Annotated in this window: 25 protein-coding genes; 1 reads left to right on the top strand and 24 read right to left on the bottom strand. The window is 36.7% G+C overall.

What is annotated here, in order from left to right; all coding sequences use genetic code 11:
* Positions 1–20: 20 nt before the first annotated feature.
* The 23 genes from BHU72_RS07045 to BHU72_RS06935 all read right to left on the bottom strand — a co-directional run bounded on the left by BHU72_RS07045 (position 21) and on the right by BHU72_RS06935 (position 21,127).
* Positions 21–467: a flagellar basal body-associated FliL family protein gene (locus tag BHU72_RS07045; RefSeq protein ID WP_069701911.1), complete on the bottom strand. Its 447-nt coding sequence runs from the start codon at positions 465–467 to the stop codon at positions 21–23.
* Between the two features lie 18 nt (positions 468–485).
* Complete coding sequence (locus BHU72_RS07040; protein ID WP_069701910.1) at positions 486–713, bottom strand: flagellar FlbD family protein; 228 nt, start codon at positions 711–713, stop codon at positions 486–488.
* Positions 714–794: 81 nt separating this feature from the next.
* Positions 795–1,604 (bottom strand): flagellar basal body rod protein FlgG, encoded by an 810-nt coding sequence (gene flgG / locus BHU72_RS07035; protein WP_069701909.1) that lies wholly within the window; start codon positions 1,602–1,604, stop codon positions 795–797.
* Between the two features lie 71 nt (positions 1,605–1,675).
* The gene (locus BHU72_RS07030) at positions 1,676–2,068 is read right to left on the bottom strand and encodes a TIGR02530 family flagellar biosynthesis protein (RefSeq protein ID WP_069701908.1); all 393 of its coding nucleotides are present in this window, start codon (positions 2,066–2,068) and stop codon (positions 1,676–1,678) included.
* Positions 2,069–2,094: 26 nt separating this feature from the next.
* Positions 2,095–2,643 (bottom strand): flagellar hook capping FlgD N-terminal domain-containing protein, encoded by a 549-nt coding sequence (locus tag BHU72_RS07025; protein WP_069701907.1) that lies wholly within the window; start codon positions 2,641–2,643, stop codon positions 2,095–2,097.
* Between the two features lie 11 nt (positions 2,644–2,654).
* On the bottom strand, positions 2,655–4,295 hold the full coding sequence (locus BHU72_RS07020; RefSeq protein ID WP_069701906.1) for a flagellar hook-length control protein FliK: 1,641 nt from the start codon (positions 4,293–4,295) through the stop codon (positions 2,655–2,657).
* A 69-nt stretch (positions 4,296–4,364) separates the two neighbouring features.
* Complete coding sequence (locus BHU72_RS07015; protein WP_069701905.1) at positions 4,365–5,237, bottom strand: magnesium transporter MgtE N-terminal domain-containing protein; 873 nt, start codon at positions 5,235–5,237, stop codon at positions 4,365–4,367.
* Between the two features lie 63 nt (positions 5,238–5,300).
* The gene (gene fliJ, locus BHU72_RS07010) at positions 5,301–5,744 is read right to left on the bottom strand and encodes a flagellar export protein FliJ (protein WP_069701904.1); all 444 of its coding nucleotides are present in this window, start codon (positions 5,742–5,744) and stop codon (positions 5,301–5,303) included.
* A complete protein-coding gene (gene fliI, locus BHU72_RS07005) occupies positions 5,744–7,036 on the bottom strand; it encodes a flagellar protein export ATPase FliI (protein ID WP_069702042.1) in 1,293 nt (430 codons plus the stop codon). The genes fliJ and fliI overlap by 1 nt, the downstream gene beginning before the upstream one ends.
* A gap of 25 nt (positions 7,037–7,061) precedes the next feature.
* Complete coding sequence (locus BHU72_RS07000) at positions 7,062–7,883, bottom strand: FliH/SctL family protein (protein WP_069701903.1); 822 nt, start codon at positions 7,881–7,883, stop codon at positions 7,062–7,064.
* Positions 7,876–8,886, bottom strand: coding sequence for a flagellar motor switch protein FliG (gene fliG / locus BHU72_RS06995; protein WP_069701902.1), 1,011 nt, complete (start codon positions 8,884–8,886; stop codon positions 7,876–7,878). Before fliG ends, BHU72_RS07000 begins: the two co-directional genes overlap by 8 nt.
* A 13-nt stretch (positions 8,887–8,899) precedes the next feature.
* Positions 8,900–10,435, bottom strand: coding sequence for a flagellar basal-body MS-ring/collar protein FliF (gene fliF / locus BHU72_RS06990; protein ID WP_069701901.1), 1,536 nt, complete (start codon positions 10,433–10,435; stop codon positions 8,900–8,902).
* A gap of 32 nt (positions 10,436–10,467) precedes the next feature.
* Positions 10,468–10,779 (bottom strand): flagellar hook-basal body complex protein FliE, encoded by a 312-nt coding sequence (gene fliE, locus BHU72_RS06985; RefSeq protein WP_245671868.1) that lies wholly within the window; start codon positions 10,777–10,779, stop codon positions 10,468–10,470.
* Between the two features lie 65 nt (positions 10,780–10,844).
* Positions 10,845–11,306 (bottom strand): flagellar basal body rod protein FlgC, encoded by a 462-nt coding sequence (gene flgC / locus BHU72_RS06980; protein WP_069701899.1) that lies wholly within the window; start codon positions 11,304–11,306, stop codon positions 10,845–10,847.
* A 2-nt stretch (positions 11,307–11,308) separates the two neighbouring features.
* A complete protein-coding gene (gene flgB / locus BHU72_RS06975) occupies positions 11,309–11,713 on the bottom strand; it encodes a flagellar basal body rod protein FlgB (protein WP_069701898.1) in 405 nt (134 codons plus the stop codon).
* 318 nt (positions 11,714–12,031) lie between these two features.
* Positions 12,032–12,811, bottom strand: coding sequence for a GTP-sensing pleiotropic transcriptional regulator CodY (gene codY / locus BHU72_RS06970; RefSeq protein WP_069701897.1), 780 nt, complete (start codon positions 12,809–12,811; stop codon positions 12,032–12,034).
* 10 nt (positions 12,812–12,821) lie between these two features.
* The gene (gene hslU / locus BHU72_RS06965; RefSeq protein WP_069701896.1) at positions 12,822–14,225 is read right to left on the bottom strand and encodes an ATP-dependent protease ATPase subunit HslU; all 1,404 of its coding nucleotides are present in this window, start codon (positions 14,223–14,225) and stop codon (positions 12,822–12,824) included.
* Between the two features lie 22 nt (positions 14,226–14,247).
* A complete protein-coding gene (gene hslV, locus BHU72_RS06960; protein ID WP_069701895.1) occupies positions 14,248–14,793 on the bottom strand; it encodes an ATP-dependent protease subunit HslV in 546 nt (181 codons plus the stop codon).
* A gap of 211 nt (positions 14,794–15,004) precedes the next feature.
* A complete protein-coding gene (trmFO, locus tag BHU72_RS06955) occupies positions 15,005–16,324 on the bottom strand; it encodes a methylenetetrahydrofolate--tRNA-(uracil(54)-C(5))-methyltransferase (FADH(2)-oxidizing) TrmFO (RefSeq protein WP_069701894.1) in 1,320 nt (439 codons plus the stop codon).
* A 20-nt stretch (positions 16,325–16,344) separates the two neighbouring features.
* The gene (gene topA, locus BHU72_RS06950; RefSeq protein WP_069701893.1) at positions 16,345–18,429 is read right to left on the bottom strand and encodes a type I DNA topoisomerase; all 2,085 of its coding nucleotides are present in this window, start codon (positions 18,427–18,429) and stop codon (positions 16,345–16,347) included.
* 100 nt (positions 18,430–18,529) lie between these two features.
* Entirely contained in the window at positions 18,530–19,621 is a 1,092-nt protein-coding gene (gene dprA / locus BHU72_RS06945; protein ID WP_218076111.1) for a DNA-processing protein DprA, read from the bottom strand.
* Between the two features lie 23 nt (positions 19,622–19,644).
* Positions 19,645–20,346 (bottom strand): PP2C family protein-serine/threonine phosphatase, encoded by a 702-nt coding sequence (locus tag BHU72_RS06940; protein ID WP_141709269.1) that lies wholly within the window; start codon positions 20,344–20,346, stop codon positions 19,645–19,647.
* Positions 20,312–21,127, bottom strand: a complete 816-nt coding sequence (locus BHU72_RS06935) for a PAS domain-containing protein (protein ID WP_069701890.1) — start codon at positions 21,125–21,127, stop codon at positions 20,312–20,314. Before BHU72_RS06935 ends, BHU72_RS06940 begins: the two co-directional genes overlap by 35 nt.
* A gap of 179 nt (positions 21,128–21,306) precedes the next feature.
* On the opposite strand from BHU72_RS06935, the gene BHU72_RS06930 reads away from it, so the two are divergent.
* Entirely contained in the window at positions 21,307–22,143 is an 837-nt protein-coding gene (locus BHU72_RS06930) for an ion transporter (RefSeq protein ID WP_069701889.1), read from the top strand.
* Positions 22,144–22,214: 71 nt separating this feature from the next.
* Here the strand turns inward: BHU72_RS06930 and ligD are convergent, their stop codons facing one another.
* On the bottom strand, positions 22,215–23,111 hold the full coding sequence (gene ligD / locus BHU72_RS06925; protein WP_069701888.1) for a non-homologous end-joining DNA ligase: 897 nt from the start codon (positions 23,109–23,111) through the stop codon (positions 22,215–22,217).
* Positions 23,112–23,121 lie beyond the last annotated feature (10 nt).

Genomic DNA, 23,121 nt, shown 5'->3' with positions numbered 1-23,121 from the left:
GTTGTGTTAAGTTATGAAATCTATTGTATGACTTTATCAATATAAAAAACATCTACAATAGTCCCTTTATCTAATAATTCATTAGTCCTTTGAAGAATTAATAGTTTATAAGCCTCTAGTCCCTCAGTGGTCTCAAAGTCTTTTCGAGTTTGTGAATGAAGGGAAGTAATTAACATATCTTTTACTTGCACCATTCTTTGTTGCAACTCATCCTTAGATTTCTTATTCTCTGCCATAAATGACAAACTTAATATTATTAATCTTCCGTCCGCCAAATTAGTTGTTAGTTTCTCGGTTGTCAATGTTAATTCCTGCACTTCCGCACCAGTATATGGTTTTGGTTGCTCTTCCTCTTCTGGTTGAGAACCATCATATATTAACATATAAGCTAAAATACCCACTATGGCAAACAATGAAATTGCAATTAAGATAATCAATGAAATATTGAGCAATTTGTTTTGGAACACGGCTAGTACCTCCAGCTACTATTCATTAGGATGCTCTTGTGATTGATACTGTATTACAACTTTAAGACCACCAACAGAGTGATAAAAAGCTCGCAACTGCTCAATCAGGCTCTCCGCGTTTTCACGAACAATTAGTTTTTTTCCATTTGTCAAAGTGATAACTGTGTCTGGAGTTTCTTCAAAGTTTTCAATATGAATTGGGTTAATAAAAAACACGCTACCATTTAATCTTGACACTTGAATCATATACATTCTCCATTCGTGAACTTCAAATACCAACAGCAGTAGGCAGCGGCATTATAATGCCGCTACCTAGCTGTTAAATTATTATCGCTTCAAGTTAACTACTTCTTGTAAAATCTCATCCGAAGTCGTGATGATTCTTGAGTTCGCCTGGAATCCTCTTTGTGCAATAATCATCTCAGTAAACTCACTTGTTAACTCAACGTTCGACATTTCCAATCTACCAGCGATTAGAAGTCCTGCACCATCAACTCCTGGCTCTTTAAATTCAATAGCACCATCTGGGTTTGCGTTGCCAGTAACTCTAAATCTTGTGCCGCCAACCTTTTCCATACCCATAGGGTTAGCTACTGTTACTAGACCGATAGGCCCTAGTTCTTCTATTCCACCATCACCATCAACAGTAATAATGTTACCGTTAGCAGCAATACTGAAAGATTGTACTTCAGCACCTAATTGAATTTGTGCTCCTCCGCTATCTAGGACAAACATACCATCCGATGTAACTAAAAAACCAACTGAGTCTATAGTAAAGTTGCCAGCTCTTGTCAATAAAATTTCACCATCTGCACCATCTTGTACAGCAAAATATCCATCGCCGTTAATATACAAGTCAGTTCCTACACCCGTAGTTTGCGGACTTCCTTCATAATGAAGTGTATCAATACTTGAAATTCCACTACCTAGTCCTACTTGTTGTGGATTTCTTCCTCCACGCTCTCCCTCTTCTGGAGCAGTAGCACCAGAAAGCCTCTGGCTTAATACGTCTTGGAACATAACGCGACTTGCTTTAAAACCAACAGTATTTACGTTGGCAATGTTGTTACCGATAACATCAAGTTTTGTTTGAAAACCTCTCATACCGGATATTCCTGAATAAAGTGAACGTAACATCTGTTATATCCTCCTCTGTGATCCCGCATCATTCATTCAGCGGGTCGTGAGGCCCCCGTAAGGTCCAGCCTCTATAAAAAAATCGCACTATCAATATTTGTAAATACATTGTCCTTCTTTGTTTGATCATCAACTGCCGTTACTACTGTCTTGTTTTTTACACTCACTACATAAGCAACATCATTCATTAAAATCAAAGCATCTCTTGAACCCTTATTGGCAGCTTTTGTTACTGCTTCTTCAAGTCTTGACATATCATCATCAGAAATTGTAATTCCTCGCTCATGAATTCGTTTACTCGCATGGGCACTAAACTTTATAGGTTGCTGCACATGATTTAATGTTTTTTGGAATACATCTCTAAATTGTGTCTGGTTCTGTTGATTTTGGATTTTTGTTGCAGGTGCTAAGTCAGTTTTCTTAACGGGCTGAATAGGTTGTTGATGAAACCATATTTTTTCCATAAACTCAATCACCCTAATTCACATAATTATTGTTCTGTAGAGTCTGAAATTTCCTCTTCTTGAGGATAATCAGTATCTTCTTCAGGGGTAGTTCCATCATTATCAGTTGGAGTTGGCTCAGATGGTTGTGTCGGTTGCGTTGGTTGGTTTATTTGCTGTTCTTGTTGTGTAGTATTAAATACACTCAGAATATCTTTCATAGATATATCAACACCATTCACTTTTAATACAGCTAACCCATCCTTCATTCTAACTTCAGTAACAACACCTTTAACCACCGAGTTGTTAGATATACCCTCTATATTTTTACCAACTAGCTGAAAAGCTTGAAATTGTTGCATGCTATTATTCGTAGCTTGCAAATCTGCGATTTTCGTCATCTGTTCCAATGCGCTAAACTGCGCCATCTGAGCGATAAACTCTCTATCCTCTAAAGGTTGCATTGGATCCTGGTATTGCAATTGTGTTACAAGAATTTTCAAGAAGTCATCTTTTCCAAGCTCTTTCTTGATTTCCCGTTCTTTCGTCTGAATCGAGGATCGATCTGTGTAGATTGGCGAATTAACAGTCGTCATTCAATCCACTCCTAAGCTGTTATATTGATACTTGTTGAGTAATCATTGTTGTGAATAAATTTCTTGTCAATTTGGTTTTCGTTGATAAAATCTAAAGCTAGCTCTTCTAATTCATCAAAACTAAAGCGCTCAGATTGCTTGTTTTTTTTGTTTTGTTGCTCATACTGAGTCTCTTGTTCTTTACGTTGTTGGAAAAGTTGCGATTGAGCACTAGCACTCTGCGTCACGTTTGAATTTGATGATGAAGTCTGGTGCTGGACATCAATTTTATCAATCGTAATACCTTGATTTACCAAAGCAATTCGTAAGTTATTGATTGATCCTTCAATCATTTCTCGAGCGCTGTTAGTAGTAGTAATAATACTTGCTGTCATGTGCCCTTGATGAGATGTGATAGAAATCTTTAATGCCCCTAAATGAGCTGGCTGTAATGACACAACCATACTTTGTATACCGTTAGGCTTTTTTACTAGTTTCGCTTGGTTCAACATTAGTTCCTGTAATTGATTTTCAAACTCGCTCTGGGATGTATAATTGATTTGCGTTGTATTAGAAACTGTTGTTGCCTTTGCACTGTCACCTAAGATACTTGAGAAGCCATTTAATCCCATATTATCACTTGACTTATCTAATGAAGATAGCACATTGAGCGATTGCTTTGACTGACTTTCCTCTGACGAATTCCATTGTTGTTGAGATCCAGATAAGTTGTTAGTCAGCTTGACTCCCTCAACATCAAGTTTCACGTCTTGATTCACTAGATTCGTTGTTTCTACTTGAACTAGTTTCGGTTGCACAAGAGTAAGAGTTGTCAGCAATGGCGCTATAGCTTGAGTTACTACTTTTCCTTGGCTCTCTAGTTTGAAACGGTTCGTTTCAGATTGATGAATCAACTGTTTTAACACTTTTATGATATTTTCATTAGTGCTAGTCGCATTTGACTCCATTGCTACAATGCGTTCAGCGAACTTCATATCAGCCATTGGAGAATTACTATTTGTTTGAACAATTGGATGATTCTTGAAAAAGTGGTTTGGGTTAGCAAATAGTAACTGTTGCAATTTGCTTTGGCTTATTCCTTCTTGTTGTTGTGGTGTTTGGCTATTGCTTTGTCTTTCTACAAAGTGTGAGATAACCGTTTCAACAATTAACAAAAGCGAATGCATATCTCCAAAGTTTTTAGTTGCTAAATCAAATTCTTCTTTTGAAAGCTCAGCTTTTAAGGTTTCTTCGCTGTCATTGGTAAGTAATTGTTGAATGGCAGCTAAAATCTCCTTAAGTTCTTCTCTAGAAAATGCGGCTAATCCCTGATCCATAGATAAATCATTCATTTCGTGTGAATCGTATAGTAATGGTGACTTCAATAGTTGATCTGCTAATAAAAGTTGTTTTGCAAAATCAATTCCTTGGACATTGCTCTCTTTTGAAGATGATTTAGTTGAAATAAGCGACGCTAACATACTGAAGTCAACAGAAATCTCCATGTCTTCTCCATATTGAATCCCTTGCTTGCCACTGATTGCATCATTTGCTAATTGAAGAAGCTGAGCAAAATCACTAGTTAGAGCCTTACTATTTTTAGAACTACCACCATGATTCGCACCTTGTAATGATACTTCTGTAAAAATCAAACCATTTAGACCTGTATTCATCGTTTTCACCTCCCTTCAAGTGTAATCATGTATATGAATTCTTTCGAATTTCATATCTAAACTGATTTTTTAATTAAGCAGTAGTTGAGTAAGCTGTGCCGCACGATTAGAAGGCATCTTCTCTAACAAAGCACTTCTTTTCGCCAGCGTCATCTGCTTTAATATATCAACAGCTTCTCCGTTAGTCATTAATGATAGTATCTCTGCCGATCTATCTTCAGAAATTGTAGAGTATAATCTAGCTAATTCTTTTGCTCTATCTTCACGCTTCTGTTTATCTTCTAGCTGTAAATTCAATTGGTCAATTTTCGCTAATAATACAGCTACTTCCTCATAATCTGAGTCAGGTCTAGTTGCCAAAAGTGATGTGATTGAAGCAGCTTTAGCAGGTGTCATTTTCTCCATGACTTTCGCACGATCACCACTTGTCATAGCATTTAATATTTGAATAGCTTCCATTTCGGGCAAAGCCGAAATAATCGGCGCGGCACGATTTGGAGGCATACTAGAATACATTTTTGAAAGTTCCGCAATCTTATCTTCCCATGACTTACGATCTGCCATTTTATCATCAAGAAGATTGTTAATCTCTTGCATTTTTTGCTCTAAATCTGTAATTGTTAAATTTCTTTGTTCAATAGAAGCATTTAACTCTTCAATCAATACGTCTTTTTGACTTATACTATCTTCTAAGTCTTTGATTTCAGTCTCTAATTTCACAACTTTTTCATCTAATGGTAGTTCTGTTTCAGGAACTTCTGGTAATATATCTCGAATTACTGGAACAGAAGAAAATGTATCTCTAATTGTACCACCGACATCGTATCCTAAAAACGACATAAAAACACCTGATAATACAGCAGTAAATAGCATAGGCAGAATGATGATATAAAATAGCCATTCTAGTTTACTGTAACTTCTAACTTCTGTGTTTTCCGCCATTTACTCACCACCTATTATTGCTATGTTTCGTTTTATATACATTCTTCTATATTATATCGGCAGTTATAATTTTTTTTTCATAAGAAATCTTTGAATACTGATTTCATCTAAAGTATTTTGCTCATTTTTCGTTTGTTCTGCGTTATACTCCGATTCTTGTAGCTCTTTTAACTTCATCCATTTTTTTTCTTCTTTAAACGCTAACGTTAATTCCTTCTGTTTTGTACTCATTAGTTTTTCTTTTTCTTGCACTTGTAAGGTTTGATTTTCTTTCATGTTCTTAAGCTTCATAAAGTATTGATAGTAATTACATATTTTATGGGTTGAAGAACTTGTGTTACTCGCCAGCTCTCTTTGAATCGTTTCTTCTTCAGCTTTATATTTCTGCAAAAGCAGTTCAGCATTTTCTAGCTCTTTTAATGATTTCGCGTATTCTGCCTTTGCATAATCAACCTCTTTAGATTTAAGATCTAATATTTTCTGATATTGATATTGAAATGGTTTCATTATACCTTCTCCAATAACTCAGTGAGATTGGATACAGACTGTTCAAAATTAGTCACTTCATGAATTTGTTGCTTACAATAATCATCAATACGGTCTTTATAGTAAATAGCAGTGTCTAACTTGCGATTACTGCCTTTTTTGTAAGCACCAATGGAGATTAAATCTTCAGACTCTCTATAAATTGCCAATAGCTCTTTTAGTCTACTGGATGCTTGTAAATGTTCTGGAGTAGCAATATCATTCATAACACGACTTACACTTTGTAACACATCTATAGCAGGAAAATGATTTTTATGAGCGAGCTTTCTCGATAGTACGATATGCCCATCAAGAATTCCTCGAACTGCATCTGCTATTGGTTCATTCATGTCATCAGCATCTACCAAAACCGTATAAAACGCAGTAATACTTCCTTTAGCCGACGTCCCAGCTCGCTCCAGCAATCTTGGTAATGTAGCAAATACCGAAGGCGTATATCCCCTTGCTGCTGGTGGTTCGCCAATCGCGAGCCCTACTTCTCGTCCAGCCATTGCATATCTAGTTAAAGAGTCCATCATGAGCATAACTTGAAGACCTTGATCTCTAAAATATTCAGCAATCGCAGTTGCTAACATTGCGCCCTTCATGCGAACTAAAGCAGGTTGGTCTGATGTTGCGACAACTAATACGGAACGTTTTAGTCCTTCTGGGCCTAAATCCTTGTCAATAAATTCCCTTACTTCTCTACCACGCTCACCAATAAGAGCGATGACATTAATATCTGCCTCAGTATTTCTAGCAATCATCCCAAGTAATGTGCTTTTACCTACACCACTACCTGCAAAAAGTCCAATTCTTTGTCCTTTACCGATTGTATTTAAGCCGTCAAGGACTCGTACACCGACAGACATAGCCTCTCGAATCTTTGGTCGATGGAGCGGATTTGGAGGCGTATTGTTGATACTGTACCGATCCAGATTGTTATAGAACTGTAGACCATCTATAGGGTTCCCTAGGCCATCTAGAACTCTACCTAAAAGTTCATAACCAACTTGTACTTCGAATGGTTTACCAGTTGCAATTACTTGACAACCAGGTCCAATAGCACCTAATTCTCCCAACGGCATTAGAAGTACCTTATCATCTTTAAATCCTACTACTTCTGCATAAATTCGTTGCACACTATTGTTTGATTCAATAATACAAAGTTCTCCTAAAGAAGCATTCGGTCCTTTCGCTTCAATGGTTAAACCTATTACTTGTGTTACCTTCCCATTTAGACGAATTGGATCTACTCTTGTTATAGCATGCATTGCCTTTTCATGGATAAGCTTGTGATTAAGCTTCAGCAATACTATCACTTCCTAGTTCTAAACTTTGTAGTGCTTTTTTAATTTCATCAAATTGAGTTGAGAGCTTAGCATCGACAGTACCCAGTTCTGTATGAATCATGCAGCTACCCATTTCAACTTCGGGCTCCACTTGCAGTACAATATCCGATTTTCCAGATAAGACACTTTTCAAAGATGGTAGAGCATTTTGAACTATATCAAAATCTTCAGGATTCACTATAATTTCAACTTTATCATTATCGCGAACCTTAGATAATGTACGAGCTACACTTGTAACAATTTGTTCTTTTAAAAGTTCTGGGTTTTGGAATACTATTTTCTTGGCAATTGTAAATGCCAAGTCAATAATTATGGATTGTGCTTCTAGAAGTTCTGCACGTTGTTGATGTACTGCTTGTTGTAGCAAATAATTCACTTGTTCCATGCGAGACTGATACTCAACTGTAGCACTTTCTAATCCATTTTGATAACCTTCCTCGAAACCTTCCCTTTGTCCAACACCCTTTGCTTCAGCAAATAATCGATTCGATTCTTCCTGTATTTGCTGTAATAACGATTGCTTTTGCAATTCAGCATCATCTACAATTAATAAAGCTTCTTGTTTCGCTGAGTCAATTATATGTTTTGCTTGTTGATTTGCTTTGTCAACAAGGTCTTGGATTTCTTTAGGAATTTCTATAGCGCTTAACTCATCTTCTTGTGTGTCTTCCTCGTTAAAATCCTCAAATACCGGAAGCGGCTTTGCCTCAATTACGCGAGCTTCGCTGATAGTTTTCAATGTACCAGCTTTGAAAAGCTTACTAGACAATTATCTCATCTCCTCCACCACGGGCGATGATTATTTCTCCTTCTTCTTCAAGCTTTCTAATAATGGCAACTATGCGCGTTTGAGATTCTTCAACATCTCTCAAACGTACAGGTCCCATAAATTCCATTTCTTCTTTAAAATTATCAGCCATACGTTTAGACATATTTCTGAACAATGCATCTCGTACCTCTTCACTAGCAACTTTTAGCGCTAAGATTAGGTCTGCATTCTCAACTTCACGAATAACACGTTGAATAGAACGATCATCAAGAGTAACAATATCTTCGAATACGAACATTCTCTTCTTAATTTCTTCTGCAAGTTCTGGATCTTGAATCTCTAACGCATCAAGAATAGTTCGTTCAGTACCTCTATCAACACCATTTAAGATATCTACAACAGCTTCAATTCCACCAGCAGAAGTGTAATCGGCTGTCACTGTCGATGAAAGTTTTGTCTCTAGCACTCGTTCAACCTCAGAGATGATATCTGGTGAAGTGCGATCCATCGTAGCAATTCTCTTCGCAATATCTGCTTGTTTATCATGCGGTAATGCAGAAAGGATTGCAGCCGATTGTTTCGATTCTAAATATGAGAGAATCAATGATATTGTTTGTGGGTGCTCATTTTGGATAAAGTTAAGAATTTGTGTAGGATCAGCTCTTCGAGCAAAGTCAAACGGTCTTACCTGTAGGGAAGCCGTTAGCTTATTAATGACTTCCACTGCCTTATTTTGCCCCAATGCCCTTTGTAGAATATCCTTAGCGTATTCAATACCGCCTTGAGCAATATATTCCTGCGCGACACAAATTTGATGAAACTCATTTAAAATTGTTTCTTTATCCTCTGACTCTACTTTGCGTAAGTTCGCAATTTCAAGAGTTAATTGTTCTATTTCATCTTCTCTTAGATGTTTAAATATTTGAGCTGAAACTTCTGGCCCTAAGGAAACCATAAGAATTGCAGCCTTTTGTTTTCCCGTTAAGCCACCGCCACGTGCCATATATAATCAACTCCTAATCTTCCATCAGCCATGTGCGAAGTAGTTTTGTAAAGTCCTCTGGTTTTGACAACGCTAGTTTTTCTAATTGTTTCTTCACTTGCTGTCCTTCATCATTTAACTCAATGTCGTAGTTTTCTTCAATGGCTTGAGGTACTAATTCCTGCACGTCTTCTTCCTTCTTCTTTCTTCTCCAATATGTGAATGCTCCACCTGCTACAACCAAAGCACCAACAATAGCGCCCGCTACATATAACATTTCTAATGGAGACATTCCTTGAGCAGCTAGCTGATCTGCTAAAGAAGTATCAAATTTATAAGCCAATACTGAAATCTTAACATCGTCTGGATTTAAATTCTCAGTAGCTGTTGCTAAAACAACATTTTTAGCCATTGTGTTAATGTTTTGAATGAGAGCATCAGAAATTTCTTGACCTTCACGATCGTTTAGAATAATAGATATAGATAAATCTTCTACACGGAATGGTTGTGCTTTAGTAACAATATGAGTGCGGTTTACTTCTCTATTTTCAATTAAAAAGTTACGTTCATAAGTGCCTGTTTGCCCATCGCCAGCTTCATATGTCGCAGGATCGTTACCAGTGGTTCCAGGAACCCCGCCTTCTTGCGAACCTGTAGTTGAACTTTCGTTTTCTTCTTGTTTACTTATTATGATTCCTTGATCACCTACTACAGGAGAAACAAGACTTTCTTCTTTACTTAATTGGTCAAAATTAATCTTTGCTACAGCATCCACAACGACATTTCCGACGCCCATGACTGATTCTAATGAGTTTCTTAAACTTTTCTGAATCTGTCCCTCTATTTTACTCTTTATATCGATATGACTACTATAAACATCAGAGATAGATTGTCCATTGCCGGAATTACTAGATAGTAATCGTCTTCCGTTTTGATCAATTAATATAACATTTTCGCGAGCGACTCCAGGTACGCTCATAACTACAAGCTGCTCTATGCCCGCTATTTGGTTGTCATCTAATGATACACCCGTTTTAAGGTTCAAATATACAGCAGCTGATGCTTCTTCAGTTTCACCACGTACCCAAACTGATGGTTCTGGAATATTCAGATGCACTCGAGCATCTTCTACTACTACAATTTTCTTAACTGTCTTCTCAAGTTCTCCTTCTAGAGCACTTTTTTTCAAGATTGAAAACTGGTCCTTGGTCATACCAAAACCAGTATCAGTGAAAATCCCATAATCAATAGAGCCGCTTTTCGGATAGCCACTTGCGGCTAAATCATAACGTGCCTTGATTGCTCTAGATTGTGGAACGAGTATAGAACTGCCCTCTAATTTATATGGAACACCTAGGTTTTCTAATTCTTTGATGATTTCGCCTGCCTCAGTATCAGAAACATTCGTCACAATACTAGTATATTCAGGTGTCATCGCCCAAACTGAAAGAAAGACAAATGCAGCTAAAATAAAAGCAGCGCTAGCCGCTATTTTAATTTTTTGATTTTTCTCTAAACCTTGCCAGTAGCCGATTCCTTTGTCCATGGAAACTTTTACTTTTTCGTTCATTAGTTCACCTCACCCTGCTAGCTACGACAAAGTTATACTTGCATTCTCATTACCTCTTGATATGCTTCTACTGCTTTATTTCTCACTTGTACCGTTAATTCTACAGCTACACTTGCTTTCTGACCTGCTATTAACACATCATGTAGGTTGTCTATCTTTCCGGCAGCCAACAATTTACCCATTTCGCTTGAGTGATTCTCAAGTTGATTCACTTGATCGATTGCTTGCTTTAACATATCACCAAAACTTGTTTGATTCGTCGCGTTAATTTCCTGCATATTTTTTGGTGTAATTTTTTGCAATGGGTTAATCCCAGGATTTAACATACCAATTTTATTGATCACTATTACTCCTCCTGTGTTTACTTTCTCAACATCGAACCAAACTATTAGATATATACCATCTACCTTTATCTACCAATTTCTAACGCTTTCATTGCCATCGCTTTATATGCGTTCAACGCAGTCACATTGGCTTCATAAGACCTAGTGGCAGATATTAAATCTACCATCTCAGTAGCTATGTCTACGTTTGGCATTCTTACATATCCATATTGCGGTGAATTTACATCTTTAATAGCATCTGGATGTTCAGGATCATATACAAGTTTCCAAGGTGTCTTATCTTCAATAATTCTAGACACTTTAACTCCTCCGCCAGCATGTGCACTCATGGCATTCTTTAACGATGTCTGAAAACTCTGTTTCTGAGTGGGTTGAAATACAGCAAGCTTTCTTGAGTATGGAATCGCTTCTCCGTTTTCTACCTTTGCTCTAGTCGTATTGGCATTTGCAATATTACCCGATATTAAATCCATACGGAGGCGTTGTGCACTTAATGCTGAGCCACTTATATCTAAGCTACGAAACATTATTATTTACCTCCTATGACGGTTTTAAGCTTTTGAAATTTACCACTAATATTTTGAGATAAAGCATTGTACCAAAGTTGTGTCTTTGCTAATTCTGTCATTTCTGTATCAATATCTACGTTATTTTCGTTATTATTAAGCTTAGTATCTTTATGAAGCACAATCCTTGGATTGACATCAGCGAGTCTGGATGCGCCTATCGGCAAATGTTTTGCATGTGTTCGATTGCCCGATATCCCCTTTTTCGATAATGCTTGTTGAAGATGTTCTTCGAACTTCACACTGGACTTTTTAAATCCAGGAGTCGTAGCATTTGCAATATTATTGGCTATCACAGTCTGTCTTAACTGAGCAGCATCTAAAGCTTTTTCTACAGAAGAAAAAGAGGAATTGTTAAAAATGTTCACTAGAATTCCCTCCAAGTAAGTACTAATTCAATATGTGCTTCCAATTTAATAATAAGTATCTAGTCAAATTTCGACATAAATTTTAAAAACCCTTTATTTATATATCATATTTCTTACTTTCCAACAATATTTTGAATATTTTTTTTCAAATTAAATATATTTTCCCTAAAATAGTATATATCAAAAGTATATACATATTGTATAACTGAATCGATGGTTTAACAAGAGCAACAATAATCACAAATCTATCCAGTTATGTTAAGATTAGAATAAAAAAATGCCAATGACCATAGGTCGATTGGCACTTTGTATATGCTCTTAATTCCTCATCTTCTCTATTTCTGGCACTAATTTTTCGTTCAAAACCTTAATATATGTTCCCTTCATTCCAAGAGAACGAGATTCTATAACCCCAGCACTTTCCAGTTTTCTTAAAGCGTTTACAATTACAGAGCGAGTGATCCCTACACGATCAGCAACTTTACTAGCTACTAGTAACCCCTCTGTTCCCTTTAATTCTTCAAAAATATGCTCTACTGCCTCTAGTTCACTAAATGATAATGAATTGATTGCCATAGATACAACCGCTTTGGACCGGGCGTCATCTTCTATTTCCATAGTTCTTTCACGTAAAATTTCCATGCCAACAACCGTTGCCCCATATTCAGCTAAAATCATGTCATCTCTCTCATATGATCCTTGGAATCTTGCTAATACCAATGTCCCCAAACGATCTGCTCCACCAATAATCGGGACTATAGTCGTGTACTTAGTGTCGAAGATGCAACTTACATCTTTAGAAAAAACACACTCTGGACTCAAGTCTTGAACATTCGCTTCGGTTTCAGTAACTTTTAATAGCTTTTCATTATAATCTCCAGGGAACTTCTTATCTAATAAAACTTCGTCCCGCATAATCGTACATTCATATTCCTTCGTAATCGCATAACCAAGAATTTTGCCTGTACGACTAATTACATAAACATTCGCATCAATGACATCGCTTAAAACAGCTGCCATCTCCATGAAATTTACTGCTTGCCCTGCTGATTTTTGTAATAAACTATTAATTTTTCTTGTCTTATTTAAAAGCTCCATCTTGTGCCCCCTATAAAATATACTGACTCATGTTTTGATCCTTCACAATTCCCTGAAGCTTATCATTTACGTAGTGAGCAGTAATTTTAATTTCCTCTAATGTGATATCTGGCGCTTCAAAAGACAAGTCCTCTAAAACCTTTTCTAATAAAGTATGGAGCCTTCTTGCGCCAATGTTTTCTGTCGTATTATTTACGATTGTTGCTAATTCTGCAATTTTATCAATCGCATCTGGTTCAAATACTACCTTAATTCCTTCCGTTTGTAAAAGCGCCGTGTATTGTTTTAATAAGGCGTTCTTTGGTTCTGTTAAAATTTGAATAAAATCATCTTTAGTCAAAGAAGCGAGTTCTACGCGAATTGGAAAACGCCCTTGCAACTCTGGTATTAAGTCTGACGGTTTTGATAAATGGAATGCTCCAGCACCGATAAAAAGTACAAAGTCAGTTTTTACGGCACCGTATTTCGTCATGATAGTAGATCCTTCTACAATAGGTAGGATATCTCGCTGTACACCTTCTCGAGAAACATCAGGGCCTCTTTCCTTACTTGCAATTTTATCAATTTCATCTATAAATATAATACCCAATTCTTCTGCTCGTTTGATAGCTATCGCATGAACTTCATCCATGTCAATCAACTTTTGGGCTTCTTCTTGGGTTAAGATTTTCCTAGCTTCCTTCACTGTCAAACGACGCTTTTTCTTTTTCTTTGGCATCAAATTCCCGAGCATATCTTGCATATTCATACCCATTTGCTCATTACCTGATCCCGCTAGAAGTTCAAGCATATTGGGTGTAGAGTCTTCTACTTCCATTTCTAATAATTTATCTTCTAGGTTCCCGCTTTCTAACTCCTTACGAACCCCTGTTCTTTGATAATCAATTTCCCTTTGATTCATATCATCGTCTGAGGTCGTTTGTTGCTCTTGATTTCCTGCAAATAAACCTAGCGCTTCAAAAGGGTTTTTCATCTGCTTTTTCTTTGGTGATGGCACTAACAATTGAACTAAACGTTCATTCGCTTGTACGACAGCTTGTTCTTGCACTTTTTCCATCTTTTCTTCCTTCACCATTCGAATCGATGTTTCAATTAAATCTCTAACCATCGACTCTACATCACGACCCACGTAACCAACCTCAGTAAATTTAGTAGCTTCCACCTTTACAAAAGGCGCTCCTACTATTTTCGCGAGTCTTCTAGCAATTTCTGTTTTACCCACTCCCGTCGGACCTATCATTAAGATATTCTTAGGAATAATATCATCACGCATATCTTCATCAAGAAGGCTACGACGATATCTATTTCTTAGGGCAATTGCTACAGAACGCTTAGCATTTTTCTGTCCAATAATATATCGATCAAGTCGATTTACAATCTCTTTCGGAGTTAAATTAACGTTTTTCTCGCTCATATTTCACCTCGGCAGATAAAATTTATTCCGTTACCGTTTCTATCGTCAAGTTATTATTCGTATAGACGCAAATATCCGCAGCTATTAATAAAGATTCTTTAACAATTTGTTCAGCCGTTAAAGAGGAATGATTTTTCAGTGCTCTAGCAGCAGATAATGCATATGTGCCACCTGAACCGATCGCTAAGATTCCATCATCTGGTTCAATAACCTCTCCATTACCTGACACTAATAGAAGCTTCTCTTTATTCATTACAATCAGCATCGCTTCTAGCTTTCTAAGAACACGGTCCATGCGCCATTCTTTTGCCAGTTCTACTGCCGCTCTTTCTATATTCCCATGATATTCTTCCAATTTAGCTTCAAATTTTTCAAATAATGTAAATGCATCAGCAACTGAACCCGCAAAGCCTGCTACAACTTTCCCTTTGTATAATCGTCGAACTTTCTTTGCACCATGTTTCATAACCATAGCATTACCAAATGTAACCTGGCCATCTCCTGCCATCGCAGAAAAACCATTTTTATTGACAGCTAGTATTGTCGTTGCATGAAATGACTGCTCCAAAAAAGCCACCTCCTGAATTGATTTCACACCATTTAATAAATAATTTATATCTATACTACAGTAATATTACGATTAACAAGACAAAAGAAGTGTTTATAACCAACACTTCTTAAAAATTATTAACCCATAGAATAAATTTCAAATTAATTCTCTGAATTTTCTGATGTAATTATGTTATCATAGCCTTCGCTAAAAAACAATCAAAGTACTATTATATGTCCGCTCGTGCAATCATTGAATGAATTACTTCTAATGATCGATCTGCATACACTTGATAGCGATCTTTTTTACTTCTTATTTTTTTGCCTGGAAGTGGGGGTAGCAATCCATAATTGATATTCATCGGTTGGAAAGATTTCCCATCATAAGTTGAAATATAATTTGCCAATGATCCGGTCAATGTCTCTATTGGAAACACGATAGGGTCTTTTCCTTCAAGCATGCGCTTTACATTGTAACCTGTTACTAAGCCGGCATTCGCAGACTCTACATATCCTTCCACACCTGTTATTTGTCCAGCAAAAAATAACTTTGGGTTTTCTCTCCATTGGTAGGTAGCACGCAAGACAGTCGGTGAATGTATGTAGGTATTTCTATGCATTACCCCATATCGAACAATTTCAGCATTCTCTAGACCTGGAATAAACGATAATAATCGCTTCTGCTCATTCCATTTTAAATGTGTTTGAAAACCAACGATATTATACAAAGTCCCTTGTATATTGTCTTGCCGTAATTGAATTACAGCAAAAGGTTCTTTCCCTGTATGAGGGTTTATCAGTCCTACAGGTTTCATAGGACCAAATAGCAAGGTCTGTTTACCACGACTCGCCATAACCTCTACTGGCATACAGCCTTCAAAGACTTGCATTTTCTCAAACTCTTTAACAGGTGCTGTTTCAGCGTGGATTAGAAAATCATAAAACGCGTCAAATTGCTCTTCTGTCATTGGACAATTAATATATGCCGCCTCTCCTTTATCATATCGAGAAGCAATATACACTTTTTCAAAATCAATCGTCTCTTTAGTAACGATAGGTGCTGCAGCATCATAAAAATACAAGTAGTCCTTACCTGTCATTTCTGCAATTGTCTGTGAGAAACTATCAGAAGTTAAAGGTCCCGTTGCAATAATGACAAATTCAGCTTCCGGTAGTTGAACGACTTCTTCATAATGGACAGTAATATTCTCATGGTTTTTAATACGTTCTGTTACCTCAGAGGCAAATCCTGTTCGGTCTACTGCCAATGCTCCACCTGCAGGTACTTGATTATGGTCGGCTACATCCATTATTAACGATCCAAGTAAGCGCATTTCTTCTTTCATTAAACCTACTGCATTCGTGATACTATTTGCACGTAAAGAGTTACTACAGACTAATTCTGCAAAATATTCCGTATGGTGAGCTGGAGTCGATTTCTTAGGTCTCATCTCATATAGGTCAACCTTATATCCTGCTTCTGCAATCTGCCATGCCGCTTCACTTCCTGCCAGACCAGCACCAATGATTGCTACGTTTGCTTGTTTCATTTCATCCTCCATCATTCTTGCTAATTGACTGACTCAGTAAAGTCACATTCTTCATTAATACAAGCAACCACTTGTTTTTGGTTCTTTCCTTTACCCGTTGTCTTCTGTGTTAAAATACCAGAACACTTAGGACATGCTCTCGGTAATGGCTTTTCCCATAGTATAAAATCACAATCAGGGTATTGAGAACAACCATAGAAAGTCTTTCTACGTTTTCCTTTACGCTCAACAATTACGCCATCACATTTCGGGCAAGAAACACCTGTATCTTTAATAATAGCTTTTGTATTACGACAATCAGGAAAACCAGGACAAGCCAGAAATTTCCCAAACCTACCCATTTTATAGACCATCAGTTTACCGCACTTCTCGCATGGAATATCTGAAACCTCTTCTTGAATTTCAATTTTCTCCATCACTTGTTCTGCTACATGAAGATGGTCCTTAAAATCTTGATAGAATGAATCTATAACCTTTACCCATTCTACTTTGCCCACAGCAATATCATCTAATTGCTCTTCAAGGCTGGCTGTAAATGTCTCATCTATAATATCTTTAAAGTATTCTTCTAATACCTCATTGACTATAGTTCCTAATTCTGTCGCTACGAAATTCTTATGTTCCTGTGTTACATATCCTCTTTTTTGGATTGTCTCAATTGTTGGTGCATAGGTGCTTGGTCGACCAATTCCTAGTTCCTCTAAAGTCTTAACTAGCCGTGCTTCTGTATATCGTGGTGGCGGCTGTGTAAAGTGTTGACGCGGATCTATGTTTTCTTGTTTCACTTTTTCCGACTCTTTTAATTCTGGCAGAAAACGTTCATTATCCTCTGAATCATCATCGGACCCTTCCGTGTAAAGAGTCATAAAACCTGGAAACTTTATTTTTGAACCTGTCGCTTTGAATGTTGCTTGATTGCTTCTAATGAAGACGGACATCGTATCCAAAGTAGCCTCTGTCATTTGACTTGCTACTAAACGATCCCAAATTAGTTTATATAGTTTGTATTGATCTTTAGATAAATATTGTTTAATAGCTTCCGGGTGAAACTCAACGGATGTAGGACGAATTGCTTCATGGGCATCTTGTGCAGCTTTTTTAGTAAATACTCTAGGAGATTTCGGATAATAATCTTCACCATAGGTTTGAATGATATACTGTTTAAATTCATCCCTTGCAACATCCGAAATTCTAGTCGAGTCAGTACGCATGTACGTGATTAACCCAATTGTCCCTTGTTTCCCAATTTCAACACCTTCATATAACTGCTGTGCTGTTCTCATTGTTCGTGCGGAACGGAAATTTAATTTGCGAGCGGCTTCCTGTTGTAAGGTTGAAGTAATAAATGGTGCTGCAGGGTTTCGCTTTTTCTCCCCAAGCTTCACTTCTTGAATGACAAAATCATGGCCTTTAATATGTTTAAGCAATTCTTGAACCTGGCTCTGATCATTCAGTTCCAATTTCTTATTATCATAACCATAGAATTTAGCTTCAAAATTCTTGGTGCCTTTTTTCAAAAGTGCGGTAACTGTCCAATATTCTTCTGGGATAAAAGCGTTAATTTCACGCTCTCTACGTATGATTAGGTTTAGTGTAACGGATTGTACACGGCCTGCACTTAGCCCCTTTTTGATTTTCTTCCATAATAACGGGCTAATTTTATAACCGACTAATCTATCTAATACCCTACGTGCTTGTTGCGCATCTACTAAATCCATGTTAAGAGTTCGTGGTTGATTGAATGCATCTTTGACGGCTTGCTTTGTAATCTCATGGAAAACTACACGACATTTTTTCGATTCATCAATGTTTAAAGCCTGAGCTAAATGCCAAGCTATCGCTTCCCCCTCGCGATCGGGGTCAGCTGCAAGATAAATATTCTTAACTTTTTTGCCAGCATCACGTAATTCTTTTAAGATTTTACCTTTACCACGAATTGTTATGTATTTTGGCTTATATTCGTGCTCTATGTCCACACCAATTTGACTCTTAGGTAAATCAATTAAATGTCCTACTGAAGCCTTCACAATAAATTTTTTGCCTAAATATTTACTAATAGTTTTTGCTTTTGCTAACGACTCTACAATTACTAATGACTCTGCCAATCGGGTTCCCCCTTAATTTGCCGCGCTAAAATACGTACTGTTTTTTATTATTGAACAAGTATATACATATGTCAAACAATTATTTCCTATTTTTCAAATTTTAAATCCTAATATAGTAATGTCCTGGTAAGGATTCTATTTTTTGCTTCAACTGTAGTTGTATTAGTAGAACGAATAAATTTGGCTGATGATAAAGCATTTGCAAGTCATCTATATGTATCTCTTGGAATGGTATCAAAGTTAATAATTCCTGTTCTTCTTTACTAATATCAATTGTTTGTTGAATATTTATACTATCATTGCAATTTTTCTTCTGAAATTCTTGAATCTCATCAAAGATATCATCCCACCTTGTGAGCATTTTCGCTCCTTGCTTAATTAAATAGTTCGTTCCTACGCTATTTGGAGAGTTGATATTTCCTGGAACTGCAAATACTTCTCGATTTTGCTCCAATGCTTGATCAGCTGTTATTAATGCCCCACCCTTTTCTTTGGACTCTACGACAACTGTCGCTAAGGATAATCCACTGATAATTCGATTACGGGCTGGAAATTGGCCTGGCTTAGCCTTAATCCAATATGCATATTCGGAAACTAAACATCCATCGTTCTCAATGATGTTAGCAGCCAAAGTTTTATGCTCTGATGGATAGATATTATCAAAGCCTGAAGCTATTACAGCAACACATTTTCCCTTTTGACGAAGGACAGCTTCATGAATATAACGGTCAATCCCTTTAGCTAATCCACTAATTACAGGTATCTCATGCAAGGCAAGTGTTTTTCCAAGTTCGTTACACACATATTTTCCGTAGAAACTCGGCTCCCTTGTTCCTACTACACTAATAGAATGTTCATTAAGAATGTGACGATTTCCTTTAACGAATAATGCCCATGGTGGATCGTATAATTCTTTAAGTAAAGTCGGATAATCATCATCCAATACCGTTAAGATATGGATTTCCCGTTTTCGGCATTCTAATGTAAATGACTCAATACCATCTAGGCCACCATCCACCTTTGATACAATTTCATCAATGACGCGACTAGATAATCCTACGTTTCGAAATTGCTCGTGCTTTGCCAATGCTGCAGAGGAAAAGCTGCCGAAATAATCATAGATTTTCTTCATCGTAATAGACCCAATACCATTCAATTGTTGAAAAAATAGAAGCCACTCTCGTTCCTTCACCATGACCACCCTTTAAAATGACATTATGCTAAAGTCGCACACACAATGCATATATCGTCGTTTCTTTTATTCTCTTTAATTAGTTGTCTAATATTTTGTATTGTATTACGACTGTTAGTGCCTCTTTGTTGTGAAAAGCATTGCTCTACTACTGATGTTGGTTTTACTCCTAAGCTGTCTACACTATCAATAAGACCATCTGTATATATTAGAATCTTCGCTTTTGGCTGATAATGAAAGACTCCTTTATCAATAGAGATTTTCGAATAAATACCACATGGAATACATCCTTTATCTAGTATTTGCAAAGTACCATCATTCGATAGCAAGAGCCCTGGCGGATGGCCAGCATTAGCATATTGGATTTCTTTTTTGTAACTATCTACTAATATGTATAATGTAGTGAAGAAGAAGCTAGAAAACCTTTCATTGTCCTGGAATAAGTTGTAAATGTGATAATTCAATTCACGAATCACTTGTGTAGGTTCTTGATACTTCGAGATAATTCCACGAAGAAGTGAGCGAATGGACATAGATACTAATGCTGCTGATAATCCATGGCCCATAACATCATATAGAATAATCCCATATCTATATTTATCGATCTTATACCATGCGTACATATCTCCCGCTAGTTGCTCTGAGTTAATATGTAATCCGTCGATATCGATTAAATGGTCATATATCGCTCTACTTAAGGCGCCCTTTTGCACCTGCTTTGGCAAGTTCTATATCGGCATTATATTGTTTTTCATGCATCTTTCTTGCTGTAATATCTTTTTTTATCGCAACAAAGTGACTAATCGTATTCGAATCATCGTGCAAGAGTGGTGTTATTGTCATTTCATCAATATATTCGGTTCCATTTTTTCTTCTGTTGATTAGCTCACCCTGCCATACCTCACCATTTTTAATCGTTTTCCATAATCGTTCATATTCCATAGAATTTTGTTTATCTGATTTTAATATTCTTGGAAAGTTGCCAATTACTTCTTCTTTCTCATAACCTGTAAGCTTAGTAAAAGCATGATTTACCCAAATAATCTTTCCATTTGGATTCGTAATTGCTACTGCATTAGCGACAGCCTGTAATGCAGTACTATTCAAATCTAGACATTGTTGTAACGTGTTACGATTTTGATTGAATAGGCGCAATTTCAATTCTAATTCTTTTTGCATTAATGGTGGCTTGATAAAATCAATCATTGCATGTTGAGTACAATTATAATCAAAATTTTCGACATCTTTTAGCACAAACAGCACTGGATACGGAGCAAAGTAATCTCTAGTTACTATCGATTCGAAAAACATATGCCACTGGCTTTCTTCGGAAGTACTGACGTCAACGATTGCTGCATCTGATTCACTGATACATTGATGAATCACCTCGGATCTTTCCAGATCTGTTGCTATATAAAATTGTAAAGTATATAGCATTTCATTAGGAAATAAAGCTTTATAATCGTTTTTTTGTTTATTATCGGTTATGATTATTAACAATTTCATTTATATAAAATCTCCTTTAGTCAAAAGAACCATAATGTTATCATTCAACATCGTTACTATGGAATTCCTCCTAAATTCATAAAATTTAACTGATTTTTTACAATCTGACGAAAATATTACGCTACCATCCCGATTGAAGTTTTGATAAACTCTTATGTAGCAAGAGAAAGGGGTACATTATGACATCAATTCAATACATCGTAAGTCATCGATTATTTAATAGTTCTGTCATTAGTCTTATTATTCTAAATGCCGTTGTGATTGGTTTTGAAACTTATCCAAACATTTTAGATCCGAATCAGCAATTTTTCCATTGGATGGAAGTCGTTTTTCTATGGGCTTTTACATTAGAAATAGTCCTACGTATGACTGCACTTAAGCCTTCTGGTTTTTTCCGCAGTGGTTGGAATGTCTTTGACTTTATCATCGTAGCCAGTGGTCATTTATTTGTTGGGGGGCACTTAATTTCAGTTCTTCGTGTTTTGAGAGTATTAAGGGTATTGCGTGCGATTACCGTAATCCCGTCCTTACAAAAACTCGTTGCAGCTCTCTTCCGAACCATACCAGCTATCGGTAATATCATGATACTTATGGGTATTATATTCTATATATTTGCCGTCATAGGAACCTCGTTGTTCAAGGATATTGCACCAGAGTATTTTGGATCTTTACACTCCACTCTACTTACGTTGTTCCAGGTTGTTACTCTTGAGTCTTGGGCAAGCGGCGTAATGCGGCCAATTTTAGTGGATGCTCCATGGGCATGGTGGTATTTCGTTGCATTTATATTAGTTGGTACATTTATTATCATTAACTTGTTTATAGGTGTAATCGTAAATAATGTGCAGGAGGTGGCTGTTATTTCCCACAAAGAAGATGCCGAGGACAGTGATGATTTAGAAAATAATGAACCAGTCTCATTAGAAAAAGAAGTTGTTTCTTTAAGAAAAGAAGTTAGTGAAATTAAGCAATTACTCATAAACAGTCAAGGGAATCGTGATACATCAAATTCTTAAAAAAAAGAAAGGAAGGCTTCAATGGAGGCCTTCCTTTCCTTTATACAAATTTACTTCAATACAAATTAATCTTATGTATCAATTCGCTCTTTATTTAAAAAATCAAGAATAATATCTAATGACTGTCGCTCTTTCCAATGGAATAAGTCCCCATATTTTTCACATCGATTAGGAACATTAAAAATTGTAAAATCAGATGGTATAAAGCCTTTTTCTACCTCTTTCCACGTGACTGGAGTTGATACATTTGGTGTCTCTTTTGCCCTCACGCTATAGGGAGCGGGCAATGTTTTCCCTCTCCAGTGTTGTAGATAATCAACATACAGCTTGTTCCCACGCATTTTTACTAGCCTTTCTACCGTAATATCCTTAGGGTACATATGTTGCATGTATTCCGCTATAAATTTACCAATTTGTCTGGTCAGCTCATAAGGGTATTTGGGTTGGATGGGTACATACACTTGCAATCCAGACGCACCTGACGTTTTAGGGTAAGATGTGAGTCCTAGTTGCAATAGAATATCTCTCAAGTGTAAAGCCAATTCTAATACATGCTCAAACCTCGTGACATCCGTCGGGTCAAGATCGAATACTAACTCAGTGGGGAAATCATCTTTTTTCCAGGTATTGAAGGAAACATGCAATTCTAAACATGCTAGATTCGCCAACCAAACTAACGTTTCTTTTTCATTGGGTAATATATAATTGGTGCCATTCCAAACCTTACTCTCAATCCATTCTGGAGCGTGAGTTGGAATGTTTTTTTGATAAAAGTTTTTGCCTTCTACTCCGTCTGGATATCGAATCGTTGTTAAATAGCGATGTTTAGAGTATGTGAGAATATAATCAGCCATCTTCATGATATATGATACGTATTGTAACTTTGTAACTTGATCTTTAGGCCACAATACTTTATTCGGATTTGTAATTTTAATAATTTTGTTATTGATTGTTAATTGATAATCCACATACTCACCC

Source organism: Desulfuribacillus stibiiarsenatis, assembly GCF_001742305.1.
GTDB lineage: Bacteria > Bacillota > Bacilli > Desulfuribacillales > Desulfuribacillaceae > Desulfuribacillus_A > Desulfuribacillus_A stibiiarsenatis.
This window is presented reverse-complemented; position numbering and strand designations above follow the sequence as displayed.